We start from the raw sequence: 26,192 nt of genomic DNA on the forward strand, positions 1-26,192 counted from the left end.
GGGGGGATGATCACATGGCAGGTGAAGTAAAGTCGGACGGTGTAACCGTTGAAAACATGCAGCAGTATTTAAACGTTGACGGAGATGACACAATACTGCAGGACTTGATCAATATGGCTGAAAAAGATGTTCAAGGCGCAATTGCTTCGGACATTGATTTGGAAAAATATCGTAAATACGATTTGTTCAATCAGGCGGTCAGGGTAATGGTGGACTTTACTTACTTTGGCCGTGGTGAGTTAGCTAAAACAGGTTTAGCTTATCCGCCGAGTTATCTTTATATGATCAATGGTATTAGATGGAAAATTCGGAGGGATGAACGTGAAAATAGCGGTGAACAGGTTCAACAAGACAGTTGAGTTTGGTGCTATTGATTCTGTACCTAATGATGCGACTGGTGATTATGACGAGAAGTTTAAGGCGGTATATACGGTGCATTGCGCATTGTATAATCGGAGCTTCATGCAGAATTACCAATTACTGGGTACAGAACTACAGGACACTATTGTGTTGGCTATTCGATCGGATTCCAGAATTAACCGCAAGTTGATTGCAAGGTTTAACAGTCATGATTACAAGATTATTGATGTCTCAAAGGACTCAACCGAAATGCCTGTTGCATACGACCTTGTGACTCTCAAGTTGATTGAGAAAGAAGGGTGAAATAATGGGATTAGAGGACCAATTACAGTCGTTTATGGAGCGTGCGAATAAACTTGTTCCCAACACAGAAACTAAATCGAAGATTACTAAAGCTGGTGCTGAGGCATACAAGAATCGGTTACGCGCACAGACTAAGGCAAAACATTATTCTTCACACAAGGACGAAAAGTACGGACACATGGCAGATAACATTGATTATGTAAATTCAAATATTGATGGTGTGAACGATGGTACCTCAGTAGTCGGGTGGAATAATCGTTATCACGCTATGAACGCTAGATTTCTTAATGACGGGACTCGTAAGATTCAACCGGATCACTTTGTTGATGTTGCTCGTCGGAACTCCCGCGAAGCAATATTGCAGGCTGAAAAGGACGAGTACGAAAAACAAGTGGGTGGTAAATGATGGAATTACCTGCAATTACTGGCGAGAAATTAATTCGGTCAGCTGGTTACAAGTGGCTTGATAATATTTATCGCACATCTATTCCAAAGAATGCTCAACTTGATGGAAGCAATACCGACTTTTTAGTGACTGAGTACTTGAACGAGCCAACACGGTTTGGGAATAGTCGTTTCAAGGGGTGGCTTATTGGTGTTGAGGTTCAACTTTTTTACAAAAAAGAACCGGATTCATCATTCAACATGATGGATTCAGAAATATCACTGGCCAGACTATTTGAAAAAGATGGTTGGTCAGTGAATCAATCGAAAAATCACATTAAAGACCCCGATACCGGACAGATATCGAAGGTCTTTTATTTTACAAAAAATATTAATTTGAAGGAGGCCAATTAAATGGCTGAAGAAAAAGCAGGAAGCACGAGTTTCCATGGTATTCAATGGATCACGTTTGGGATTCTCGATGAAACAGGGAAACTGATTGCTGACGCTACAAAAGGTGTTAGCGGAGATGGAATTTACCTCGTAGATGGTGATGGTCAAGGTGCTACTACAGCTAACGTTACTGGACTTGAAACTAAGGGAACTCCACAGTGGGCTAACAACAAGATTAAGCGCCAAACGCATGGGAAGATGGCACCGGAAGTGGCCATCACGATGTTGGACATGCCATTCAAATTGTTACAGAAGTTAAAGGGATATGTTACTGACGGAAAAGGTGGCTGGGTATTATCAAGTGCCAATAAGCCTCATGTAGCTATGTTGATTAAATCAACTGGTTTCGATGGGGAAGATTATTTTGAAGGCTTTGCTAACGGCGAATTGATTGAACCAGGTCATACGCATGGAACTGATACGACTAATGAGACCGATGCCAACACCGCATTAACTTACAGTGCATTAGTTCCTATTGACAATAAAATTTTCGTTGACGATAAAGGCAATCAACAGCCAATGAAGATGTGGGCATCAACTGATGAAGGCTTTGAAGAAGAATCAATGTATTCAGAAGTGTTTGGCGGTTTCAAGCCAAATGCTGGTGATAACGTTTCAAATAGTTCATCGGCAACAGATCATACAACGACAGTTCCTAACGGAGCAGCTAGCTAATAGATAAAAAGACAGAGACGATTACGGTGAGACGATAACAAATTCGGAGGGAACTATGACCATTAAAATTCAGGGAAAACCATTAGGCATTAACAAGCGTATTGAGGTAAAGCCAACCATCGCTTTAGTTGATAAGGGAGATGCAATGATGATTCAAGCATTGCAAGCTAACTTGGATGAAACCAAGGATGAAATTAAGCGAAAGCGAGAAGCCGAAGAGAACAAGAAACTCGAAGATTCACTTTCTCCAGATGAATTGAAGCAGAAAAAGGCCGATGACGAAAAGAAGAATCTTCAAGACAGTGTTCAGAGCATGCAGGAAGAGCGAGATTACGTAAAAAAAGTCTTTGACTATTTTCAACTAGCCTTGCATTTGACTGAACGCCAAGTTGAAAAAGCCAAGGAAATTATGAGCTTTGAAGACATGGGTAAGTATTTGTATTACGTGATTGGTCGTATCAAAGGCCGTTCTGATGAAGATTTTGATCTAGACCAGAAGATTGAAGCTGAAAAGTCAAAGGGTGAAGACCCAAAAAAAGATTAGTCCGGTTGCATAAGGCGATTGTCGATGTCAAAAACGAACGTGAGGATATGCGCCTGATTGAACAACATTTACTGGTTCAATCAGGCGTTATCACGAGCAGTCTTGAAGATGAAGATTTTTTCCTGTTCATGGAAGTTATGGCTGCTAAAGAACGTGACGATCGCGCGGTAGATCCTGCTGATGCCTTTAAAGCGATGAGAGGAGGAGCTTAGTTGCAAATTCAAGATGTAATGGCCACTCAGATTGCAATCGACACGGTAAGTGCCACTAACAGTATGAGTGGATTGACCAATGCTGTTAAGGCGACGATGAACGCTTGGAAAGCACAAGAAGTTGCCCTCCGGTCGGCTGGCGATAGTATGGGGGCAGCGGAAGCAAGATACAACGGACTTGGGCAAACCATCGATAGTCAAAAGACTAAAATTAGTGAGCTAGTTCGACAACAAAATGAGTTGATCAATGTTGATAAAGACGAAATGAAGGCATTTGGTGCTTATACTATGAGCATCAAAGAAGCTAGAGATGAGCAAGATAAACTAGATACCTCAATTGAGTCAAATCGGGAAAAATATGATCAACTCCAAAATACCATTGAGAAATTAATTAAAGGTCGAGAAGAAGATTCTGGTGTAACTAAAGCAGACGCAGAGGCATATCTAAAATTACAAAAGCAAATAGATAGTGCCAATCGTCAGTTATCTTCTTATGAAGCGCAGGAGCAACGAGCTAAAGATTCGCTCGGGTATTATACAAGTGGATTAAGTGACCTGCAGAAGGGATACCGGCAAGCCCAAGATGCCTCAGTAGCGTATGTTGCTAGATTGGAAGCAGAGGGTCATACGACTGATGCTCAACGTTCAAAGTTAACCAGTCTTAACTCATCTTTGGAGAATCTGTCCAAACAACAGAAGATTCAGGAATCTGAGCTTAGCAAAATAGCAGAAGAATCAGGAGTAGCCAGTGAGGCATACACGAAACAAAAAATTCGTGTTGACCAAACGGCTACTTCTTTTGCTAAAGCGAAGCAAGAGGCTAGTCAACTTGAAAAAGAACTGAGTAAGGAACCGACTACTTGGTTTGGCCGTGTACGTACTAGCGTGCGAGGACTGCGTGGGGAGACTGAGAGCGCTCAGAAGTCTACTAGCCGACTTGGTGACATCATCAAGGGTTCTTTTGTTGGTGGATTAGCTGTTAGTGGTATTCAGGCTATTACTGGAAAGCTCCATGAGGCAATCCAAGCTGGTGCGGAGTTCAACAAAGAACAAGACACGATGCGAACCGTGTGGCATTCCTTGACGACTGAAGCACCAAAAGATGGCGATGCACTAATTAGTTACATCAACAAGCTTGGTCAGTCTACCATCTACTCAACTGACACCATCAACAAGATGGCTCAATCGTTTTATCATGTTCACAGCAATGTTCAGGAGACAAAGAGTTGGACTAATTCATTTGTCGCGTTAGGTTCAACCCTGCACATGACTAACGATGCGTTGGCTGAATCTGGGGAGCAATTTGCCAAGATTGTTGCTGGTGGTAAGGCTAGTCAAGAAGATTTGAACGTTATGATCAACCGGTTTCCAATGTTTGGTGAAGCCATTCAGCAGGCAACGGGAAAATCGATGAAACAACTTCAACAGATGTCTTCGCAAGGTAAATTGAGTGCTAAAGAGTTTGAAGAGGCGCTCGATTTTCTTGGTAAGAAGTACAAGTCGGGGACAACTGAGGCAATGACATCGTTTCAAGGGATGTCGATGTATTTATCATCCAGGCAAGCAAAACTGTTTGGAGATATTGAGAAGTCTAGCTTTAACATGAGCAAATCAGTTAAATCTGACTTACTCAATCTGACTTCTGATAAGTCGATGGAGAATTATGCCAAGGGAATCTCTGCAGGTATCGCAACACTAGCATCAGGTGCAACAAAAGCACTGGATTACATTTCAGCACACAAGGAAGATCTGCTAGGTGTTGTCTCCAATTTAGCGAAGATTGCGAAGCTACTCTTTGATGGAGCTTGGGGCGTTGTCTCAGGCACAATCAACCTAATTGGTAACGCTTTTAGTGCTATGAGTGGAAACGCTAAAAAGAGCACTGATCCAGTCAAAAATTTGAATCGTTTGCTAGGCGGACTTGCTAAGCATAAAAGCGTGATTAAAGGTGTTGGTGGTGCTTTAGTTGCTGCATTTGCTACGGCTAAGCTGATGAGCGGTGTTACTTCGTTAGCTAAAGGTATTGGAACTGTTGCCGATTCTTTAAAGGGAGCAAAAGTTGCTGAAGAAGAATTAACATTTACTCAGAAGGCACTAAATTTAGCTACCAAAGCGAATATTTTTATCGCAGTCGCAACGGCAATCGTTGCTTTAGGCGTCGCCCTGTTCGAGTTGTATAAGCACAACAAGAAGTTCCATGATTTCGTCAACGGTATTGGTGAGGCGACCAAGAAAGCATTCAATGGTGCCATTAAAGCTATCGGAAAGTTTGCTAACGGTATTAAGAAGTCCCTATCCTCAGCTGGTAAATGGATTAGTAAGAACTGGAAAGGATTACTGTTAACCGCAATATTTCCGATTGGTGCGCTCACTAATTTATTCCTGAAGGATACAAAGCTTGGTCAGTCAATTAGTAAGTGGGTTACCAGTGCCTTTAAGTCAGCCGAAAAGGGGCTGAGTAAGGCATGGAGAGCATTTACTGGTGTTCTGAAAAAGATGTTCAAGGGTATAGGGGCAATGTTGATTATCACGATTGCCTTTCCATTGGGATTAGCAATGACCCTGTTAAAGCCCGTAGTGAAGATCATGAGCAAACTCATTTCTGAAATGGGTAAGTGGTGGTCGAAGAACATTTCAAAGCCGTTTGAAGACGGATTTAAGAAAGTTGGTAAATCTGTCGGTGGATGGTGGACAAGTAATATTTCGAAACCAATTGGTAAGGGACTAGATGCCATTGGTCGGGATATTTCGAACGGTTGGAAGTCGTGGAATAAAACACAGAATTCATGGTCTAAAACCACCGAAAAGACATGGCAGTCTCATTGGGATAGCTTCAATAAAACATTGGGTTCTAAATGGAACGACATGACGAACGCGACTGGTAAATGGTACAGAGATACTTCCAAGTCGTTTGGCAGTTGGTCTAATGGATTCAAGAAGGACTGGAGCAACCATTGGGATAACGTGAAGTCTTCTCTAGGTAGTCACTGGAACGATATGTATAACAACACCAATGTGTTTGGCAAATCGTTACATGGCTGGTTAGATTCATTCACCAGTACTTTCCAGAAAAATTGGAAGAACTTTGGGGATGCGTTAGGCAATATTTGGAACAATGCTTGGAGCGGTATTAAGAGCGTTGCTCACGATGCCATGAAGGCAGTTGTTGATATAATCAACACTGGTATTAGTGGGATTGATAGTGTTATTCACACGTTCGGTGGTGAAGCTAAGGCAATTGCGCCAATTAAGTTTGCGAATGGAACTGAAAATGGTCGTGTGACACATAACATACTTGCTATGCTAAATGATGGGAATGACAGCCCTGAAACTGGCAACAAAGAAATGATTATTAAGAGTGATGGTCGTAAACGTCTTGTTCAAGGCAAGGACACAATTGTTCCTTTAGAAACTGGTGATGCAGTTGTTAAGGCTAGTGACACTCGTGACTATATGTACGCCAATGGTGTTTATCATTTCGCAACAGGTACCGGCGCATGGGACAGTATTAAGTCTATGGCTAGTGGTGCAAGTGAATGGATTGGTGACAAAGTTGGAGACGTGGAAAAATGGCTAGGCGATAAGACTAAAGCTGTAGCAGATTTTTTTAAGAATCCTGTAGCTAAGGTCACTGAGGTGTTTGATCGTTATGTTAGTGGATTCAAAAACATGTCAGAATTTGCTACTGACTTCGCCAAACCTGCTGGACACTACATCATAAAAACCGGTGAAAGCTGGTTCAAAAAGCTTTTCGATAAGCTTAATGACGATTTGAGTGCACCATCTGGTGCTGGCGTACAGCGTTGGCGTGACCAAGTAGAAAAAGCCTTAGCTAAAAACGGGTTATCCACGGATGGCAGTATGATTAACCGTATTTTGCGGCAAATTGCTACTGAATCTAGTGGGAACGAAAAGGCTCGGCAGGCTGGTGCAGATCCTGACGGGGATGGGTCAGGCCCAGCGATGGGGCTTATGCAGACAAAACGTGGGACGTTTAATCATTGGAAGTTTGCTGGTCATGGCGATATTTTTAATGGTTACGACAGTCTACTTGCTGGTCTGGCATACGCCAAAGCAACCTATGGACCGAGTTTAAGCTTTTTAGGGAATGGTCATGGATATGCTAATGGTGGTGAGGTATCAACGCACCAGTTAATTGAAGTAGCTGAGGGCAATCGCAAAGAAATGGTCATCCCAATGGATATAACCAAGCGGAGTCGTGCTTATCAGTTACTAATGCGCGTTCTAGATCAGTTCTTCCCAGACATTAATATCGCTCGTAATGGAGGCGGAAGCACCGTTCCAGCAACAACCGATAATTCTAAACTGGAACAACTGATGAAGCAGAACAATCAGTTGGTTCAACAGAATAACGATTTGACTGGTACTCTTATCCAAATCGTTAGCGCGCTGGGTGTTGATATGCCAGGGCTCGCTAATAAGATGAGTAAGTACCAAGCTTTACATGATTTTCAGGCTAATTAGAAAGGAACGATGCTATGGGATTAGGACATTTTTATATAAAAAAGCAGGGGCAGCCAGAAATTGATCTGACTGCCTCTGTTGATTGTATTGACGTGCTAAAGGTTGATTATGGTTCGCCACAAATCACGCCACAGTATTTGACCTTGGCTGGTTCAGATGGTGAACAGGTTCAAACGGTGATTTTTAACCCATCAATAATCACACTTCACGTAAACATTGAAGCAGATAGCGCTGAAAGTTTTAGTGTTGCGATGGATGATGTTTATCGGCTAATCATGTCGCGAGAACTGATTCGAATTAGGGATGATGTGGAGCCGTTTAAGTGTGCTTATGTTATTCCGAAGCCGTTTGATGTTTCTCAAGCTGATGGTATGTACGACACAACCTTTGATATTCAATTCGACAACCCCTATGGCTTTAAGTTTAGTGTAAAGAACTCAGATGAGGTTGTTGAAGACGATGAGCTGATTGGACTTGGAATGCATTTACCCTTGGAGTATCCGATTCCGTTTAAATTCACGGATTCAAGGTTCAAGGTATTCAATCCAAGTGACGTGGCGATTGACCCGTATGTTAACCGCCATCAATTGAAGATAACGATTAGTGGTCAAGGTTCATTCACCATCCAAAACGTGACCAACAACACGAGTCTGCAATGCACACACGTACTACAAGGCTCAGATGTCTTTGTCTTAGATGGTGTCCGTTCGTATCTAAACGGAAAGTCCATTGGTTTGGAAACTGATTTTGGTCACCTGCAGTTAGAACAGGGCGATAACGAGATTGCGATAACAGGCTTGAACAATCCTAACGTTACGTTCAGTTTTCCGTTCATCTATCTACGATGAGAACGAAAGATAAGATCGTTGTTCAAGACAGTAAACGCCTGTACACAGAGGTCTTGACCAGCGTTGATTTTGATTCGTTTCAATGGACCTGGCAGAAGAATGGTGAACTGCAGTTGGACTTTACAGCTTATGGTGATGGGTCGGCAGCTTGCGAGCTACTGACGGTTGAAAACTCAGTTTGGTATCAAGATCAGGAGTACATTCTGAAACAACCGAACTGGGATTATAAAGATGGTCAGGAAGTTATAACAGCGACTGCAACCCATGTGTTTTATCAATTAGGTTATCGACGGCAGAGAGCGAAGAATGACGGGGCTCATGACTACACCATTGAGTCAGCGCTTGACTATTTGTTAAACGGTCTGAATACAGGTTTTAGTTATCAGATTCATGGTCAGTTTGGTACAAAGTCGATGACAGACTTTGGTAACTGTTCGTTAACGGATGGTATCAGCACGATTATGGAAACATTTAATGTGTATGCCTATTATCCAGACAATAAGGTTGCTCACTTCTACGACGAAGATAGTTTCTGTACGATGACTGACAATGTTTTTCGTTACCGGAATAACACTGAAGAAGTCCAGATGAACTTTGATTCCACCACTATCGTAAATACCGTTGTTGCAAGCAGTTCGGTAACACGTGACGTAACGACCACTACAACGACAGATGGACAGGGGCAGGATAAGATCACCGTGATGATTAATTGGGGTGAATCTCAAAAAGGTGCTTTCTACAGTAGTCCGAGTGGCCGTACTGGTCCCAACTCGTATGACTGTTCAGGATTCGTTTGGTGTGCAATGAAGAATGCAGGATTTTCAGTTCCTTCGTACGCTTGGGCAACGCCAGCAATGAACAACGATATTACTGGAGCGCACACGTATTTTGACCAGATTGATTTGAACGCAGCTCAACGTGGCGATGTTGTTGTCACCGGTGGTCCAAACGGTGGTGGTGCATTGGGTCACACGTTCATTTTGTTAGAGGCGTTTCATGGTGATGCAACGAAAGTACTGCAATGTTCAGGCGACCGTGGTGTAAATGATGTTGGAACTTACCAGTATGCATCCGTTGATGGTCAGGTAGTTGTAGGGAGACCTAAAGGCGTAACGCAATCAAGTACAGAGACGGATACAACGCAGGTGCCAATGTTCGACCCATTCACTGTTGTTAATGAAGAAAGTGTTTCACGATGGGGCGAATGCGATGGGGATGACGTAACGTCTGACACCATTGATAATCCTGATGATATGAGGAAGTTTGCACTGTCGCAGATGCAAAGTGAACCTGTTACAACGCTAAGCGTGACTATGGCAAATGGGGATGTTCCAAATCGTGGTGAGAAATGGACGTTACAGGTTATTCCAGCCAGTTATCAGACCGTTGTTGAAGCTGTAGAGATTCAAAAGTATCCGATGAGTTCCAAACCTGCTCAAGTTACATTGAACAACCTACAGCGTAACTTTTTTGACAGTCTTTCAGCTAATCAACGGCAATTGACAAAGGTGACTGATCGACTGACGAAAATTCAAGGATCGTCAACTGAGCCGATGTTTGAAAATGCAATGATTACTGATCCTGATTTAGTGAAGACGTTAAAACAGCTTGGAGGTGTTTGAAATCGCAATTAGTGTAATTAAAGCGTTGGAAATTATTGTGAGACAGTTTCCAATTAATTTTAAGGATTTAGCTGGCAGGCCAGAGCTTTATGACAAGCGAGAAACGGATAAGCTAATTCGGGCATCAAACAGATTGAAATCTGCAGATGGTACAGTTTGGGAACCTTCAATTAGTAATGATGGCGACGTTGAGTGGAAGAAGGTGATGGCGGATGAGTGAGTTTAGTTTAACTAGAATCGAGAAGAATTCATTCGCCGAAATCCATAGTGTTTTGTGGTCTAACTATGAAGTGATTATGAAGTCACTTAGCGGATTAACTGGTGCATTAATCAGTGAGGATTGGATCAGTGAAGCAGGTTTAACTTCGCTTGAGGACATTGATCTAACAAAACCAAATGATCGTCAATTGTATAGATGGCTCATTACGTACTATGACGTGATGGAAGAAAACCTTCGAACTGTTGGTCTTTACGCAAATGACCAGCAGATTCTAGCACCGCCGGATTATAACGAATATGTAACTGTTAGCTTGTGGCGACCAGAAGGACTGGTTGCTGACGAGGAATATGTAAATAAACACAACAAGAATATTGGGTACATTGAGGCGCGCATAGGTTCATTCTATGACGCCTTTTTTGATGCTCAATTATTGAATGAAGGAGAGTAACTATGGCAAATGGACCATTAGTGTTGGATCTGTTGCATCCGATTGACTCGGTTTTACAGTTTCCAACGATTGGAAGGGTTAAGGATCAGAATGTTAGCTTGCCACTTTGGGTTAAAGAAGACAGTCGGCCAAAGGATCTAACTGGTTATGATATTGGATTTTATGGACGTGATGCTAAAGGTGTTGCCAAGATTGCGACGCAAGATGTAGTTGGGCCAGCGATTCAAGCAGGCCGCATCTCGTTCACGATGCCGGCACCAATGTTTCGAGCAGCAGGCGAGTATCAAGAAGCGTGGTTTCGGATTGAAAAGGATGGTGAGCTAGTTAGCTCACTCAACGTTAGCTTTAATGTGCTTGAAAATAACGTTGAGTTTGGTGTGGATGATGAACCATTCGTTTCTGATATTGATAAATTAATTGCTAGTCTTGAGGCTAGTGCAAACAAAGAACTTGGAGATATTCGCAGTCAGGTAAATGACCTATTGACTCATGTTAATGATATGACTGATCAATCATTAGCTCAGGTAAAAACAATTAGTGAACGCTTAGGCGCGATTCAGACACAGATTGATGCAGGGGATGTGGTTACGCGGCAGCAGTTTAATCAAGCTGTGAGTGATCAGAACAACACAATTGATGGTCGTTTCGAGGCAATCGTTAAAACGATTACGGATGGTAAACCAAAAGGTTACTATGACTCATTAGCAGCGCTTAACGCGGCACTACCGAATGGTTCAGATGGTCTATACGCTTTCACTTCAGGAGATTCAATTCATCTTGCGTGGTGGAAAGACAGCGCATGGTATGACTTAGGCGTTTATAGTGGCAAGGAATTGTCAGATGTTGAAAAAGCTAACCTAGTTTCGTTAGCGATTCAAAATGGCAATTACCTTCATAACGCAGATCTAAACGATTCGGACAATTCATTTGGTCCATATAGAGCGAATACAGCGCAGACGAAGCTCTCACGACAAGATGATGTTGATGGACTCAACTGGATGATTGCTCAAGGAACAGATGATACCAGCACTTATAAGGGATTTGCTGCTACTTATCCAGCCAATAGTGAATTCAGTTATCGCTTATATTATGACGCAGATGTTCACTTCGTTGTTCGTAACAGGACGAGCGTTAAGATGCCAATCACAATGACCACACATTATTGTGATGCTAATGGTCAGATCCTGGCTAATTTGACCAACTTTAGCGGACAAGTTGTGGACGCTAAAGCCGATTTTAAGTACCACACGAAAATTGCCAAGCCACTTAACCTGGTCACTAACGTTAACCAAGTCGATCACGTTGACGTGATTGTTTATTCCGAACGCCCAGATAATGTCGATTTCGGGTTAGCAAATATGATGATTGAAAATATCTATTTCAATCAAAAGGATTTATTGGCGAATACGTATCGGTCTAATTTATTAAATAACGCAGATCTGATGGAGGCTGGTAACAGTCCATATGTCAAGAATTCAAACGTTAATAGTTATCAAAAGTTTAACTGGCATGGGCGCAATTGGTTTGAAGTGGTTGGGACAGATAACACGACGGCATATAAGGGTTTCAAAATTCCTTATTCGTTATCAGGTAACAACGATTTCATGAAGTACTGTGATCTAAACTTACGGCCACTAATCGCATCTACGACGGATACGACTGTTCAGGCAACAGTTCATTACTTAGCATCTGACGGTAGAATTCTAATTAATAAACCAATGGGAACACACTTTAGCCTCCGAGCTAATAAGGATACTCGCCTTAAGCTGGTGGTTCAGAGCCCATTTTCACAAAGCTTAGATTTAACACAGATTGTTAGCGCAGAAGTTGTGTTCATGTCTGAGAGGACAGACAACGTTGATCTATTAGTGACTGATGCGATTTTGGCTAAACGTGATGACGCATTAATCGACTTTTCTGAAAGTAAATCGGCTAATTATGTACAGAATCCTGACTTGGTTAGTTATAGCAACACGCCATACTACGGTGTTGGATTGGTTAAGACTGAGTATCGCCCGCAATTCAATAACAAGAACTGGGTTGTAGCAACCAATAGCGATGATACTGTCGGTGATAAAGGGATTAGTACTCGAATTGATCTGATGAACGATCACGACTACAGACGTTGGTTCACAATGGACATCGCCACTAATCTATATATTAAGCAGAATGCGAGTGTTACGTTGTTGGCTCTAATCAAGGATGCATCAGATAAGGTGCTGAATACGGTTAAATTAATTGCTAACCAAGCAGTGACTGCGAACGTCGAATACAGATTAAAGGCAAGCCTTAATTCTGAACAGTTATTACCTTATTCTTCTAATTCACACCACGTAGATTTATTAGTCGTGGCAAAGGGCATCACGGATTTAGTTATGTATATGACTGGGTTCACTGTCACTCAGCGATATCAACAAAGCAATCTGGAACAACTAGCCAATAAATCACGATTACCACTCGTCTTTCTTGACGGTGATGTGACAGGAATGAGCAAGGACAAATCTGTCGCAATGAACTTTAGATTAAAAGACCATAGTCGTGAATTGACTGGTTATGCGAAGGTTGGCTGGCAGGGCGATAGCTCGATTAACTATGCGAAAAAGAACTACAAACTTAAGCTGTATTCTAATTCTGGAATGGTTAACAAGCTAAAAATCAAACCTTTCGCTGGCTGGAAATCCGATAGTGGGTTCAACCTTAAGGCTAACTGGATTGATGCAACGCAGATGCGTAATCTAGTTAATGCTCAACTTTTTGCAGAGGTGACTGCTAATCGTAAGAATGTAACAGATCTATTAGACACAGATAACTTCGGCGAAGTTAAAGGTGAGCCTGTAGTCGTAATTTTAAATGGTGAAATCTATGGTCTCTATACGTTCAATACGAAGAAGTCGGATGGACTATTCGGCATGGATGACGATAAAGGCAATCAGGTTGTTATTAGCGGCGAGATGAGAGGTGACGCGATCTCATTTAAATCAGACGTGGCCAAGCTCGATGGAACTGATTTTAACCTTGAGTATCCCGATGATTTAACTACACTCACGGCAGATAATGTTAAGCAACTTTTAACATGGGTCAAAAATGTGAGTGATGCAGATTTTGTTGCACAGCAAGATGATCATCTGGATGTTAATTCAATCATTGATTACGCTATTTTCGCTAATGTGATTTTGGGTGTCGATTCGCTCGACAAGAACGTATTATATTCAACCTGGAACGGCAAGAAGTGGTCCGCAATTGCATACGATCTCGACACAGCTTGGGGGCTGAAGTGGGATGGAGCCGAGTTGATCGATTTGAGTAGCAACTTGTGGAATATGAACGACAACCAACTTTTCGTTAAAACACTTCGTAATAATAAGGATTTACTTAAGCAACGTTATGCTGAACTACGTTCTACTGTGTTGAGTGCGAGTCATATCATTGGGATTTTCAATGAGCGCATTAATCGAGTCGGGCAGGAAAATTATGAACTGGATACGACTCGTTGGCCAGCAATTCCGTCTAAGGGAATAACTGATTTAGCACAGATTCGAAAGGCTGTATATCAACGCTTAGCAATCGTTGATGATCAGCTTGATAAGCTTTAGTAATTACTGATAGAAAGAGGGAAAAACATGTGATCGGTCCACAGATGACCCATATGTTAATCTGGAATGAATTGCAGAAGATGGAGCAGATGTATATGCTCCATCTTTTTTTAGCGGTCATGGTTGCAGATGTGGGGTTAGGAACCGTAAAAGGACTCCTAACAAAGAAGATGGATAGTACCGCGGGAACCAGAGGACTGGTCAAGCATCTAACGATGTTAGTGACTACGTTGTTTGGCTTTTTCTTTGCAGATATTGCTGGAATGGGTAATTACGCAAGCATTTTTATCGTCTTTGGAATCATTCAATACGGAAACAGTTGTGTTGAGAATTGGTGCCAAATGGGATTGCCATTCCCAAGAAAATGGCGCACCTATCTTAATAAACTAAAGGATGATGATGGAAACCTAATCGACTATCCAAACGTATTTAAGAAAGGAAAATAGCATGAAAAAAAATAAACTGTCAAAATTTCTGGCAGCCTTTATGGCTGTTTTTATTTTGGCATCATTTCCTGTATCGGCGTTAGCTGCTAAAGGTGATCAAGGTACTGACCTAAGCCGCTATCAAGGTTACACAGCAGTTAAAGGCTATGCATCTGACAAGTTCTCAATCAGTCAGATGGGCGGGGATGTCAATGGGGCAATCTATGACCAAGATACCTATTCTAGCCAAGTATCAACGGGTATTGCTCAAGGGTTGCGAATGCATACCTATATCTGGGATCAAGGTGTGGTGACGTATGCAGAAGCTGACCGAATGCTTGATTACTTCTTGCCACGTGTGCAGACGCCCAAAGGTTCTATTGTTGCTTTAGACGTTGAAGCAGGGGCACAGAATACGGCTGTAATTGATCACTCATTGCAACGGATTAAGAATGCTGGCTACACGCCAGTTCTTTATGGATACAAGAATTTTCTACAGACCAACACCGACTTGGTGTACTTGTCATCGAAGTATGTTTTGTGGTTAGCGGAGTACCCTAACTATGGGGTTACTCCATATCCAAACTTTAACTACTTCCCAAGCTGGAATAACATTGGCTTATTTCAGTTCTCAAGTACGTATGTAGCGGGTGGTTTAGATGGCAATATTGATTTAACGGGTATTACTGATAATGGCTACACGAAGCATGATAATCCGAAGACGAATACGCCTGCGGTTGAGGCTGGTAAGCAGGCGGACGACACGCCAAAGAAAGCTATCACTAATGATTTCACGGTTAAGGTGAACTTCGGCGCTACTCGTTGGGCTACAGGACAAGCCATTCCTAACTGGGTTAAGGGTAACAGCTACAAGGTTATCCAAACTTCAGGTAACCGTGTCTTGTTAGACGGCATTTTGAGTTGGATTGATCGCTCCGACGTTGAAATCTTAGCGACTAACCAAGCGCAGCCTGCATCACCACAAGCAAGTAACGTTTACACCGTGCAGTACGGTGATTCATTGAGTGCGATTGCTGCTAAGTTCAACACTAGTGTATGGGCTTTACAGAGTGCCAACGGGATCCAGAATGCTAACTTCATTATGGTTGGTCAGCAACTGCGAGTTAATGGTGGTCAATCGCAACAAGCAACATCAGCGCAACGTGTTGTTTACGCAGAACCAGGCGACAGCTACTGGTTAGTTGCACAGCAACTAGGTGTTAGCTGGACCTATTTAATGAGCAAGAACGGGGCAAACCAATACTCCGGAATGCGAGTTGGGCAGACGATTTACTACTAAAATTAAATAACCATGCTATAGATTTATTGATGAAAAAAGCCCTCATTCCGTTTGGAGTGAGGGCTTTTTTTGTGGAATTAAATACGAAAAAGTTCGTATAAGTGTTGATTATAGTTCGCTTACGTGTTATATTATATACATGGAAGGGAGGTAAGACAGTGGCAAAGAAAAAGAAAAAAGAGCCTGAACAAAAGCTAACTCAACATTTAATGAATGTCCTAATCATTCTTCAAATAATTGAGCTAATCAAAAAGCTGTTCAAACTCTAAAAGTAAAAGGTAAGGGCGAAAGCCCTTGCTTTGTTGTACCGTCATTATAACAAGGGAGATAATAAAATGAAACAGATGAGTAAAACCAACGTGCTATTAATTGTTCTAATTGTGTTAAACGTGATTAACATCATATTAGACTTTGTAAAGTAGGTGGAGACTATGGCTAGAATAAATTTAGACAGTAATGACTATTTAGGGGCTAAGGAAGCTGCTGTGATTTGGGGAAAAAACGAAGCGTACGTGCGCAACAGTATTCGCCAATCTCCCAAAAAATGGCCTAAGGGCTCATATCGATTGTTTGATAACCGCCAGATTGTTGTGACAGTTGAAGGCATGGAATCAGCAACAGGAGAACCCGATCCAAGAAAAAATAAAACCGCCGCCAATTAAGGTAGCGGTTTTTAATATGCAATTTCAAATACATAATCGCCAATGACAACAATCAATATGGATCCTTCAACATAAAATTCAATCTTTCTACCTCCAACTATTACATACGGAATTTATATAAGATTACTCGTCCCAACGTTTTTTCTTTTGAATTACGTCGAAGCTATTAGGCCAGTAATCCTTTTCGGTAAATCCGATGTACTCAATGCTTAGCTGTGTCTGCTTGCGCAATAACTTAATAACTAGCTGCAAATACTCAAGTGTGTACTGATCAATCGTGTGCAGGGGGATTGAATGTTGTCGACGCCCCTTAGGTTGAATGATGAAGAAAAAATTGAACTGCTCATCGTATATATTTTTCGTACATTGAATGTGGTATAGCGTGTGCGGAGCACGTTTGAACAGCTTGTTGATGCGTTCCATGATTATTTTCACGTCGTTATTCATGAACGCAGCCTCAGGTACGTGTTACCTTTGCGTTGAACGTAGTAACTGTGAGTGTCCTCAATCCAGTGGTCAAAAGCATTTTGAATCCTGGCCATCTGTTTAAAATCACCATCTGTTTTTCTATAGATTGGTAGCACACTCACAAAGAACTGTGCACCGATGTTTACATTCAATAATTGTGCTAGCCATTGCTGGTCTCTTGTACTCTTCATTTGCATTTTCAACACCTCGTTTTGATGCATCAATTATACGAACAAGTGTTCGTAAAAGCAAATAAAAAAAGACTACATGGCGGTAGTCTTTTACTGCTGTTTGTGAATAACCCGTCTGTATTTATCGACGAAATGTCGACGAGGTGAACGAAATGTCGACGAAATTCGTCGACATTGATTGTATACTAACTACATCATAAACGCTGTTATAAAGGGCGTTACGGTAGCTAACTGCATATTAACTGCAACGTGATTTATGCAACAAGTGGGGTTCGAACCCACGACCCTCGGTTTAGAAGACCGATGCTCTATCCAGCTGAGCTATTGTTGCGTGTTGGATAACCTATTCAGTATAGAAAAGCGGTGCGTGTGTGTCAATTTAACTTTTGTAGAAGACGCTGTTTATTTTTTTAGCAAAATTGATGAGAACAAGATGTATTGCAAACAAAGTATAATGCTGGGACAATGTGAGTATTAATATTGTCTATCAAGGTAACTTGAATTTACCTGGGGGATTTCATGAAACCAACAATCAAAATTGTATCAAAAATGAGCATTTGTGCTTTTTCATTACTGATGTTTACTTCGCTGCCAATGGCAGTTAAGGCAGATGCTGTGTCGGAAAGCACACCAGTGGTTAGCCAAAGCAGTGTTCAAACGCACACTACTGAACAAAAAAGTTCTACTCAAAGTAGTTCTGTGCAAAAATCTGTCGCTGACAAAGTATCTAATCAACATAGTACTCCTGTGTCAGAAAGTTCAAACGTTGACACTTCAAAGACGCCATCTGTTGATGCCAGTCTAGGTGCTGATAAGGAAGAACAAACAAAAACGGCTGTAACAGAGAAGCCCGTAGCAACTACCAGTAAACAACCAGCGACGATAAAAGATGGGTGGATAGGAAACCAGTATTATCGTAATGATCAAGCACTGATTGGCTGGCAGACTATTGACGGTGTTTGGTACAATTTTGATACAAACGGGCAACGACTAATGGGACAAAAAGCTGTCGGAACTAGTACATACGTATTTGATGATCAGGGAAGGATGCAGCATAACCAATGGTTTTGGGATAATAAAAACTACCATTGGCTTAATGACGACGGTAGCGGTCAAACTGGTTGGCGGATGATCAACAATGCTTGGTATCATTTTGATGCAACGACCAACATGTCCACCGGGTGGTTTAACGACAAGGGTCTTTGGTATCAATTTGGTAATAATAGAGAAGGATGGATGCATACCGGTTGGTTCAAAGACAACGCCACTTGGTATCATTTGAGTAGCAATGGTGTGATGAACACTGGTTGGTTTAATGATGGCTGGAATTGGTATTATTTAGAAAACTGGGGTGGCATGCATACCGGTTGGTATAGTGATACACGTTCTTGGTATCATCTAGACACCACCTCGGGAGCGATGAACACTGCATGGTATACGGTTGGCGGTCGTTGGTATCACTCTGATTCATCTGGTGCAATGAATACTGGTTGGTATAAGGACGGACGGATTTGGTATCATCTGGCTAATTGGGGTGGTATGGACACAAATTGGTATAAGGATGGAGCGACCTGGTATCATCTAGCAAGTTGGGGTGGTATGACCACTGGTTGGTTCAACAACGGCTGGAACTGGTATCACCTAGCTAATTGGGGCGGTATGGATACAGGCTGGTATAATGATGGCTGGAATTGGTACTATCTAACCGATTGGGACGGTATGGTTCGTAACGGCTGGTTTTGGATTAATGGTCGCTGGCGTTACTTTAATAATTCTGGTGCTTGGGATCAACAAGGCTATTTTCAGCCATCAGAAACAAGACCATATCCTAATTTAAGTGCTCATCCGAATGCTTGGCTATCGGTTTCCTTACGAGATCAATCAGTTTCTGTCATTGATGGAAACGAAGTCTTGTACAAAATGATTTGTTCCACTGGAGAAAATGATGCAACACCGCATGGCACTTATTACATCCAGCAGGAACGTGGCCAAAGCTTTTATAATGGTGCTTCTGGGGAAGGTGCCAATAACTGGGTTTCATTTAAGGATCATGGCATTTACTTATTCCATTCCGTACCAGTTAATGCATATGGGCAATATATTCAATGGGAAGCTGATAACCTTGGCTACCCGGCATCCCATGGTTGTGTTCGGCTAACAGTGGCCGATTCAAAGTGGATTCATGATAACGTACCAACTGGTATGCGCGTTGTTATTGGCTAGTTGGCGAAGATAAATTACCATTCGGTGGGTAAGCCGAATGGTAATTTTTGTGGGGGATTTTTAATAAATGAAACGACCTTATTTACTCGGGATACTTGTCGCGTTCGTAATCTCGACAAATGTTCAAATCGTACATGCATCAACGGCAATTCAGCCGGAAGTTTCAGGTAAGGCTGCAATTGTCATTGATGCAAAGACAGGTCAAGTATTGGCGGCTAAAAATGACCGACAGCGATTACCTATTGCATCTACATCTAAATTACTAATCACTTACTTAGTCGAGCAAAAAATTGCAAAACACCAACTTAAAGAGCAGCAACTCGTTAAAATAGATCCAAAGGTTGCTCGGTTGAGCTTATCACCTGGGCTAACGAACGTGCCGTTGACGAGTCATCGGCGGTACACAGTTCATGAATTATTGGAGGATGCTTTACTGCCATCCGGTAATGCGGCAGCCGTTGCATTAGGGAATGTTGTTTCAGGCAATGTCGCTGGTGCAAACAGATCAATGGAGCGGCTGTTAACGCAGTGGGGAATTAGCAATACACGTATGTATTCACCTGCTGGGTTAACGAATGGATTGATGGGTGAGCTAAAGGATAAGACAGTAGCTGATGAAAAAGAAAATGAGTTATCGGCACGTGAATTAGCTATCGTTGCCCAACACCTAATGAACGATTATCCACAGGTTCGTGAGATCACTCGGCAAGCCCATGCTGAAACGACAGGCCCGACAGGAACTAAATATCCGTTGAATAATACAAATAAGTTAATCAGGAATCCAGGTAGCCCGTATGTTTTCACTGGTATAAAAACTGGTTCTTCGCCATCCGTTGGTGGAAATTTCATTGGAGAGACAACACTCAGTGGTCAGCGCGTGATAACCGTTATCCTTGGTAGTGGTAGTTTCAACGATGAACATACACGGTTTGCCGAGACGGTTTCAATGCTTGCAGCAATTAAACAGCAGTTACGCGTAGAATCAGTTGCTACGGCGCTTAAACCTGTCCGCGTAATCGGCGCACGTACTAAAGAAGGCAAAGTCAATGTGGCTCTAAATGCATCACCCAAGGTATTTATGCCACGGTCAGATAAAACGAAAACACTCGGTGTTACACCTAAGTATATTGATTCAGTAGATGATGCCATTAATTCGCATCAAACGCTGGGGACAGCAACGATAAAGCCCACGGGAACCGAGTATATTGGCAAAGCACCAGCAGTGAAAGTACACGCAACGCATCATATTGATCGCGCAAATTTAATTGTCCGTTCTTGGCGGACGACATTTCATGGCAATGATTATCAAATAAAATAAACCTTAGAAAGAGGCATATGCAAAATGACAAAACGTAAATCAAAAGTATATATGACAATACTAGTTGCCTTTGTCTTGACATTGATGGGAACTTTTTCAGCCAATGCAAGTAAGAAGACAACTAAAGCGGTTAACTGGCAAGCACCATCAGAGAAGCGAGCTTACCCAAATTTAACGACGCATCCACATGCTTACTTAGCAGTTTCCCTTAAGCAGCAACGTGTTAATGTCATTGATGGTAATAAGAAGTTGTATACCATGGTGGTTTCCAGCGGGAAAGATAACACAACGCCTAAGGGCACTTTTGCAATTCAAAGTGAGCGAGGTGCTAATTTCTACAATGCAAAGTTACAAGAAGGCGCTAACTATTGGACATCATTTTTAGATCATGGTGTGTACTTGTTTCATTCAGTTCCAACCAAGGCAGATGGGTCATACAATGTTGCTGAAGCAAAAAAGTTAGGCCGTCCTGCTTCACACGGATGTATCAGAATGACTGTTGCCGATGCTAAATGGATTAACGAGAATGTACCTACTGGAATGAAAGTAATTATTAAATAATTTGTCGTACAGGTCGTTATGCACAACAACTTAACGTGAACTTTGCTACAATAAAACTATCGATAGCGTGGTAAAGGAGAAAGACACATGTGGAAGAAAATTTTAGCAGGACTGGCGGTAGTGGCTTGTTTAGTGACTTTGACGGCGTGTGGTCAAAAAAGTTATGCGGGTGTTCAATTAACACCCAAAAAGTATGAACGGGTACAAACAGAAACCGACCACATTGAAACGTTGGTTACTGATTTACAAAAGTTCCGTTATGACGATGCTAAGAGTGCCGATAAAGTTTATAAGATGGCCGACCAACTTAACACTGAATTACGGCCTGGCTTGTCTGAAGCACAAAAGAATCAGTTGGGTGTTGCTTTAGGCGATGGTCCAACCGGTGTGAAGGGAATTGTGAAAGCAGCCGTCGACAAGCAATACAACTTTGACGATGAAGTTGCTTCTCAGTTCCATGCAAACTTCCGGATTGTGTTTGATATGGCTGCCTATGTTGTTGGCAATTCTTCGCAACAACGGACAAAAATTGAAACACAAATGCGTAAGGATACGAATGCAGATACCGAACTGTACAAGATTGGGACGCAGGACTAATTTCTAACGAAAATCTAAAGTTGCTTTCTTAATGTTTAAGAAGGCAGATAAATTGAATCTCCGCTGATTAACTTGCTAAACTATGGTTAGTAAAGTTAGTTAGGGGAGGTTTTTTGATGGTTGCAGTTTTAGTTTTATCAATTGTTTTAGTTGGTAGCGGCGTCTGGGAATTGATGGGAAAATCGTCTGCCTCACACCTAACAACGAACAGAACAGTGGCGCAACCGACGACGCGCCAACAGCGATCACATAATTAATTAGGTGATTGGCGACTAATCTGGTATGCTAAAGCGGTGCTAACGAATGGTTAGGCCGTTTTTTGTTTGGCATAATATATTGACGAGCCGAGTTTAGTTTGATAAACTCGTACTGTTGTATTTGTGGACTTCCACACTGCAACCGCACAATCCAAGTATTAAGTTTCGTTGGTTTTCCAACGAACGCTTGGCTTTGGCGAGTCTAAGACTTTATTTTAAGGAGGTGCACAACGTGTACGCAATTATCAAAACTGGTGGTAAGCAATACAAGGTTGAAAAGGGTTCACCTATCTTTGTTGAAAAGCTTGATGCAAAGGAAGGCGACAAGGTTACCTTTGAAGAAGTTGTGTTAGTTTCAAGCCGTTCTATTAAGATTGGGACACCATTTGTTGATGGTGCTTCAGTTACTGGAACTGTTGAAAAGCAAGGTAAGGAAAAGAAAGTGGTTACTTTCAAGTACAAGCCTAAGAAGAACCAACACACAAAGAAGGGTCACCGTCAGCCTTACACGCGTGTCATGATTGACGAAATCAGCGGCGCTACTTCAACTAAGAAGAGCGAAACTGACGAAAAGTAATTACTCGCAAGCTTAAGCCAACGCTAAGAAAACATGATAAAAGTTGATATTTCAAGAAATGCTTCGCAACAGATGACCGCGTTTACCATGACCGGACATGCTGGTGCTGGAGATTATGGTGAAGATATTGTTTGTGCTGCTGTTTCTGTACTAGCAATCACTGCTGTTAACTCACTGGATGAGATTGCCGACGCTACGCCGACTGTCGAGTCAGACGATGATAATGGTGGTTACTTGCATGTTGTTATGCCAACGCATAACGCAGCAGCTGATACGATTCTCGCTTCATTTGTACTGGGTTTGACCCAGGTCGCTCAGAAATACTCACAATTCATTACGATTAGTGATGGTCACTTTTAATTATGGAGGTGTAACCACATGTTATTGGATATGAACTTACAATTCTTCGCTCACCATAAGGGGGGCGGATCAACTACCAACGGCCGTGATTCAGCTGGTCGTCGTCTAGGAACTAAGCGTGCAGATGGTCAAAAGATCAACGCTGGTTCAATCATCTACCGTCAACGCGGAACCCATATTTTACCTGGTGTTAACGTCGGTCGCGGTGGAGATGACACTTTGTTTGCTTTGACAGACGGTGTTGTTAAATTCGAACGTAAGGGTAAGGATCGCCGTCAGGTTTCCGTTTACCCAGCAACTGCTGAAGCAGAATAGTTTAAGTGGTTTAAAACGGGCTAATGTGTATGCATTATGCCCGTTTTTGTTTGGCAAAAAATGGAGGCGCATTAATGGATCAGATGAGTCGGATTAACCGAGTGCAGTCAGTTTTGGCACAATTACATATTGACGCGTTACTCGTGACGGAAACATTCAATTTACAGTATTTACTGGGTGTTGCTGATTTAGGCGGGGATGGGTGTCTTTTGATCACAGCTACAGATGTGGATTTAGTGACAGATGCACGCTATGAAACAGAAATGCAGCTGACATTGCCATCTGCAATAAAGGTGCACATTACCCGTGATTATTATGGTGAAGTGACTGCCTTGACGACGGCTCGAAACATCACGGTGCTGGGATTTGAAGACACGCTACCGTACGCAATTTGGTCAATTCTGGATGAACAGCTAGACGCAGACTTTGTTGGCTTACATGCCATCGTTGATCAGCTGCGTGAAGTGAAAGATGCTGATGAATTGGCAGCATTACGCCATGCCATTATCGTTTCCAGTCAAGGTTACGATGAATTGTTACCACAAATTAAAGTCGGCATGACTGAAATTGAAGTGGCTAATCGTTTGGATGCCTGGATGCGGCAACACGGTTCAACTGGACCGTCATTTCCGACCATTGTGGCCAGTGGCTATCGTTCTGCGGAACCACATGGCTCTGCAACAAATAAACAGCTGGCTGATGGCGAATTAGTCACCATTGATTACGGCTTTTATTTCGATGGGTATACGTCAGATATCACGCGTACCTTTGCATTAGGTAAGCCAAGTGAACAACTAAAAGAAATTTATGCGTTGACGTTAGCCGCTAACCAAGCAGTGATCGCAAAAGTTCAACCAGGTGTCACCGGTGCTGAATTGGACGCCGTCGGTCGCGACTTAATCACAGCTGGTGGATATGGCCCAGAATTTAATCATGGGATGGGTCACGGAATTGGGCTAAACATCCATGAAGAGCCGCAGGTGTACGGACCACGCCAGCCTTATACGATGCAGGCTAACCAGGTGATTACGGTTGAACCGGGAATTTATGTACCCAACGTTGGCGGTGTTCGTATAGAAGATGATGTGTTAGTTACAAAAAACGGTGTTGAAGTGCTGACAACTTCACCCAAAGAATTAAAAATTTTATGACGGTTTGAATTGCCTGCTATTGCAAGGGGTGTCCGCGTTACTGTATACTAAGCAGGAATGAATTTTAGGAGGAACAATTATGTCAATTTCTACTGCAGATTTTAAAAATGGTCTTACCATCGAATTCGATCACGCTATCTGGAGGATCGTTGAATTCCAGCACGTTAAACCCGGAAAGGGCGGTGCCTTCGTACGTTCTAAGTTGAAGAACTTACGGACTGGTGCTGTTCAAGAAAAAACTTTCCGTGCCGGTGCTAAGATGGAATTAGCCGAAATCGCACAGGCCAAGATGCAATACCTGTACAATGATGGTTCTAACTATGTCTTCATGAATACTGAAACCTATGACCAAGTTTCCATTCCTAACGAAAGCATGAAGGATTCATCTAAGTTCTTGCTTGAAAACATGGAAGTTACGGTTACATCATTTGGTAACGAAATCCTTGGTGTTGAAGTACCTAACACGGTTACTTTGGAAGTTGCTGAAACAGAACCTGGTATTCGTGGCGATACGGCTACCGGTGGTTCAAAACCTGCTACCATGGAAACTGGTTTAGTTGTTCAAGTGCCATTCTTCGTGAATGCCGGCGACAAATTGATCATTAATACCCAAGAATCTTCATACGTTTCCCGGGCTTAATTAGATTGGAGGCCATCATGCCTGAAGTCAATAACATTACCTTAAGCCAGCCCGCTGATGCGCTGGGAACCATTGAAATCGCAACTGATGTATTAGAAATCATCGTTGGTGTTGCAGCCAGTCAAGTTGAAGGTGTTAACCGGATGCGTGGCAGCATTGCTAACAACGTTTCTGAATTGTTTGGGCGGACTGAACACAGCAAAGGTGTCAAGCTAACAATGGCTGACGATACCATTGCCGCAGATGTCTACGTTTATCTTGATTATGGTGTTAACGTGCCCAAAGTTGCTTTAGATATGCAAGACAAAGTGAAGCAACAAGTATCACTCATGACCGAATTAACGGTGACTGAAGTGAACATTCACATTGTTGGCATTGTTCCTGAAAAAAATGATTCAGAAATTGACCCTGATGATATTTTTGGCGATCACGCTGAGGCAGCAACTGATGTACCTAGCAAAGATGGTGACCGGTAGTGGATTTATCACGTCATCAAATTCGTAAGGTTGCATTTCAAGTTCTGTTTGCGAAGCATGTCAATGCTGATGCTGATGTTGAAGCACTCTACCAGCAGTTGATTCCAAGTAAACCTGATCAACCAACCATCGTGCCTGAATATTTAGTTACGTTGGTGAATGGTGTGACAGCACATGAAGCTGACTTAGATGCCTTGATCAACACGAAGCTTGCCAAAAAGTGGTCAGTTGGCCGGCTATCTAATCCAGATCTGATTGTACTTCGATTGGGACTGTATGAGATGCAGTATTCAGCTGAAGTGCCAACACGGGTTGCGTTGAACGAAGCCATTGAATTAGCGAAGGAATTCTCCGACGATGATTCACGTCGTTTCGTCAACGGTGTTTTGTCACAACTGACAGAAGCAGACCCAGCAACACAAACAAATAACGATTAAAGCGTAAAAGAGAGTGGGACAAAAGTCGGTAAGTAGCGAGCAAGACCTAGAACGGCCGTACGGATTGGTCTTCAATCCGGTAGGTTG

At 42.3% G+C, this 26,192-nt stretch carries 29 protein-coding genes, 1 tRNA gene and 1 other annotated feature; of the genes, 27 read left to right on the plus strand and 3 right to left on the minus strand.

The window, feature by feature from the left end:
- Nucleotides 1-14: 14 nt before the first annotated feature.
- From IV55_RS01500 to IV55_RS01575, 15 genes are all read left to right on the plus strand, one after another.
- Nucleotides 15-359, plus strand: coding sequence for a head-tail connector protein (locus tag IV55_RS01500; protein ID WP_057808662.1), 345 nt, complete (start codon nt 15-17; stop codon nt 357-359).
- A complete protein-coding gene (locus tag IV55_RS10680; protein WP_420864888.1) occupies nt 316-663 on the plus strand; it encodes a phage head closure protein in 348 nt (115 codons plus the stop codon). Before IV55_RS01500 ends, IV55_RS10680 begins: the two co-directional genes overlap by 44 nt.
- A gap of 4 nt (nt 664-667) precedes the next feature.
- Nucleotides 668-1,069, plus strand: a complete 402-nt coding sequence (locus tag IV55_RS01510) for an HK97-gp10 family putative phage morphogenesis protein (protein ID WP_057808665.1) — start codon at nt 668-670, stop codon at nt 1,067-1,069.
- A complete protein-coding gene (locus IV55_RS01515) occupies nt 1,066-1,461 on the plus strand; it encodes a DUF806 family protein (protein ID WP_225425838.1) in 396 nt (131 codons plus the stop codon). The genes IV55_RS01510 and IV55_RS01515 overlap by 4 nt, the downstream gene beginning before the upstream one ends.
- A complete protein-coding gene (locus tag IV55_RS01520; protein WP_057808669.1) occupies nt 1,462-2,175 on the plus strand; it encodes a phage tail protein in 714 nt (237 codons plus the stop codon).
- 55 nt (nt 2,176-2,230) lie between these two features.
- Nucleotides 2,231-2,719: a phage tail tube assembly chaperone gene (locus IV55_RS01525; protein ID WP_057808672.1), complete on the plus strand. Its 489-nt coding sequence runs from the start codon at nt 2,231-2,233 to the stop codon at nt 2,717-2,719.
- A gap of 5 nt (nt 2,720-2,724) precedes the next feature.
- A complete protein-coding gene (locus IV55_RS01530) occupies nt 2,725-2,931 on the plus strand; it encodes a hypothetical protein (RefSeq protein WP_057808673.1) in 207 nt (68 codons plus the stop codon).
- Nucleotides 2,932-7,416, plus strand: coding sequence for a tape measure protein (locus tag IV55_RS01535; protein WP_057808675.1), 4,485 nt, complete (start codon nt 2,932-2,934; stop codon nt 7,414-7,416). It abuts the gene before it with no gap.
- A 14-nt stretch (nt 7,417-7,430) separates the two neighbouring features.
- Nucleotides 7,431-8,264, plus strand: coding sequence for a phage tail domain-containing protein (locus IV55_RS01540; protein ID WP_057808677.1), 834 nt, complete (start codon nt 7,431-7,433; stop codon nt 8,262-8,264).
- Nucleotides 8,261-9,886, plus strand: a complete 1,626-nt coding sequence (locus IV55_RS01545; protein WP_057808678.1) for a phage tail protein — start codon at nt 8,261-8,263, stop codon at nt 9,884-9,886. The genes IV55_RS01540 and IV55_RS01545 overlap by 4 nt, the downstream gene beginning before the upstream one ends.
- A gap of 212 nt (nt 9,887-10,098) precedes the next feature.
- Nucleotides 10,099-10,554, plus strand: a complete 456-nt coding sequence (locus tag IV55_RS01555) for a hypothetical protein (RefSeq protein WP_057808680.1) — start codon at nt 10,099-10,101, stop codon at nt 10,552-10,554.
- Nucleotides 10,555-10,556: 2 nt separating this feature from the next.
- Nucleotides 10,557-14,147: a CotH kinase family protein gene (locus tag IV55_RS01560; RefSeq protein ID WP_057808681.1), complete on the plus strand. Its 3,591-nt coding sequence runs from the start codon at nt 10,557-10,559 to the stop codon at nt 14,145-14,147.
- Between the two features lie 95 nt (nt 14,148-14,242).
- Entirely contained in the window at nt 14,243-14,593 is a 351-nt protein-coding gene (locus IV55_RS01565; RefSeq protein ID WP_162260724.1) for a phage holin family protein, read from the plus strand.
- A gap of 1 nt (nt 14,594) precedes the next feature.
- Complete coding sequence (locus IV55_RS01570; RefSeq protein WP_057808684.1) at nt 14,595-15,872, plus strand: GH25 family lysozyme; 1,278 nt, start codon at nt 14,595-14,597, stop codon at nt 15,870-15,872.
- A gap of 431 nt (nt 15,873-16,303) precedes the next feature.
- Nucleotides 16,304-16,534 (plus strand): helix-turn-helix domain-containing protein, encoded by a 231-nt coding sequence (locus tag IV55_RS01575; RefSeq protein ID WP_057808686.1) that lies wholly within the window; start codon nt 16,304-16,306, stop codon nt 16,532-16,534.
- Nucleotides 16,535-16,657: 123 nt separating this feature from the next.
- On the opposite strand, the gene IV55_RS01580 is transcribed toward IV55_RS01575, so the two are convergent.
- From IV55_RS01580 to IV55_RS01590, 3 genes are all read right to left on the minus strand, one after another.
- The gene (locus IV55_RS01580; RefSeq protein ID WP_057808688.1) at nt 16,658-16,981 is read right to left on the minus strand and encodes a hypothetical protein; all 324 of its coding nucleotides are present in this window, start codon (nt 16,979-16,981) and stop codon (nt 16,658-16,660) included.
- On the minus strand, nt 16,978-17,199 hold the full coding sequence (locus tag IV55_RS01585) for a hypothetical protein (protein ID WP_057808690.1): 222 nt from the start codon (nt 17,197-17,199) through the stop codon (nt 16,978-16,980). Before IV55_RS01585 ends, IV55_RS01580 begins: the two co-directional genes overlap by 4 nt.
- Nucleotides 17,200-17,450: 251 nt before the next feature.
- A tRNA-Arg gene (locus IV55_RS01590) sits at nt 17,451-17,524 on the minus strand.
- Between the two features lie 188 nt (nt 17,525-17,712).
- Between IV55_RS01590 and IV55_RS01595 the strand changes: the two genes are divergently transcribed.
- From IV55_RS01595 to nusB, 12 genes are all read left to right on the plus strand, one after another.
- Nucleotides 17,713-19,416, plus strand: coding sequence for a L,D-transpeptidase family protein (locus IV55_RS01595; protein WP_057808692.1), 1,704 nt, complete (start codon nt 17,713-17,715; stop codon nt 19,414-19,416).
- Between the two features lie 67 nt (nt 19,417-19,483).
- Nucleotides 19,484-20,734, plus strand: a complete 1,251-nt coding sequence (locus tag IV55_RS01600; protein WP_057808694.1) for a D-alanyl-D-alanine carboxypeptidase family protein — start codon at nt 19,484-19,486, stop codon at nt 20,732-20,734.
- A gap of 24 nt (nt 20,735-20,758) precedes the next feature.
- A complete protein-coding gene (locus IV55_RS01605) occupies nt 20,759-21,295 on the plus strand; it encodes a L,D-transpeptidase (protein WP_057808695.1) in 537 nt (178 codons plus the stop codon).
- Nucleotides 21,296-21,382: 87 nt separating this feature from the next.
- Complete coding sequence (locus IV55_RS01610) at nt 21,383-21,892, plus strand: LptM family lipoprotein (protein ID WP_057808697.1); 510 nt, start codon at nt 21,383-21,385, stop codon at nt 21,890-21,892.
- Nucleotides 21,893-22,008: 116 nt separating this feature from the next.
- On the plus strand, nt 22,009-22,149 hold the full coding sequence (locus IV55_RS10290) for a hypothetical protein (RefSeq protein WP_157047456.1): 141 nt from the start codon (nt 22,009-22,011) through the stop codon (nt 22,147-22,149).
- A gap of 130 nt (nt 22,150-22,279) precedes the next feature.
- Nucleotides 22,280-22,363: a sequence feature (ribosomal protein L21 leader region), on the plus strand.
- Nucleotides 22,364-22,381: 18 nt separating this feature from the next.
- Nucleotides 22,382-22,726 carry a 50S ribosomal protein L21 gene (gene rplU, locus IV55_RS01615; protein WP_057808699.1) on the plus strand — a complete coding sequence of 115 codons (345 nt, stop codon included), beginning with the start codon at nt 22,382-22,384 and terminating at the stop codon, nt 22,724-22,726.
- A gap of 33 nt (nt 22,727-22,759) precedes the next feature.
- Nucleotides 22,760-23,086 carry a ribosomal-processing cysteine protease Prp gene (locus IV55_RS01620; protein WP_083483893.1) on the plus strand — a complete coding sequence of 109 codons (327 nt, stop codon included), beginning with the start codon at nt 22,760-22,762 and terminating at the stop codon, nt 23,084-23,086.
- 18 nt (nt 23,087-23,104) lie between these two features.
- A complete protein-coding gene (gene rpmA, locus IV55_RS01625; RefSeq protein ID WP_169790611.1) occupies nt 23,105-23,401 on the plus strand; it encodes a 50S ribosomal protein L27 in 297 nt (98 codons plus the stop codon).
- A 74-nt stretch (nt 23,402-23,475) separates the two neighbouring features.
- Nucleotides 23,476-24,552, plus strand: a complete 1,077-nt coding sequence (locus IV55_RS01630; protein WP_146993615.1) for a M24 family metallopeptidase — start codon at nt 23,476-23,478, stop codon at nt 24,550-24,552.
- Nucleotides 24,553-24,631: 79 nt separating this feature from the next.
- Nucleotides 24,632-25,192 carry an elongation factor P gene (gene efp, locus IV55_RS01635; protein WP_057808704.1) on the plus strand — a complete coding sequence of 187 codons (561 nt, stop codon included), beginning with the start codon at nt 24,632-24,634 and terminating at the stop codon, nt 25,190-25,192.
- A 17-nt stretch (nt 25,193-25,209) separates the two neighbouring features.
- Nucleotides 25,210-25,668, plus strand: a complete 459-nt coding sequence (locus IV55_RS01640; protein WP_057808706.1) for an Asp23/Gls24 family envelope stress response protein — start codon at nt 25,210-25,212, stop codon at nt 25,666-25,668.
- Nucleotides 25,668-26,105, plus strand: a complete 438-nt coding sequence (gene nusB, locus IV55_RS01645; RefSeq protein WP_057808708.1) for a transcription antitermination factor NusB — start codon at nt 25,668-25,670, stop codon at nt 26,103-26,105. Before IV55_RS01640 ends, nusB begins: the two co-directional genes overlap by 1 nt.
- The last annotated feature ends 87 nt before the right edge of the window (nt 26,106-26,192 follow it).

This window comes from Furfurilactobacillus siliginis, from assembly GCF_001437435.1.
GTDB classification, from domain to species: domain Bacteria; phylum Bacillota; class Bacilli; order Lactobacillales; family Lactobacillaceae; genus Furfurilactobacillus; species Furfurilactobacillus siliginis.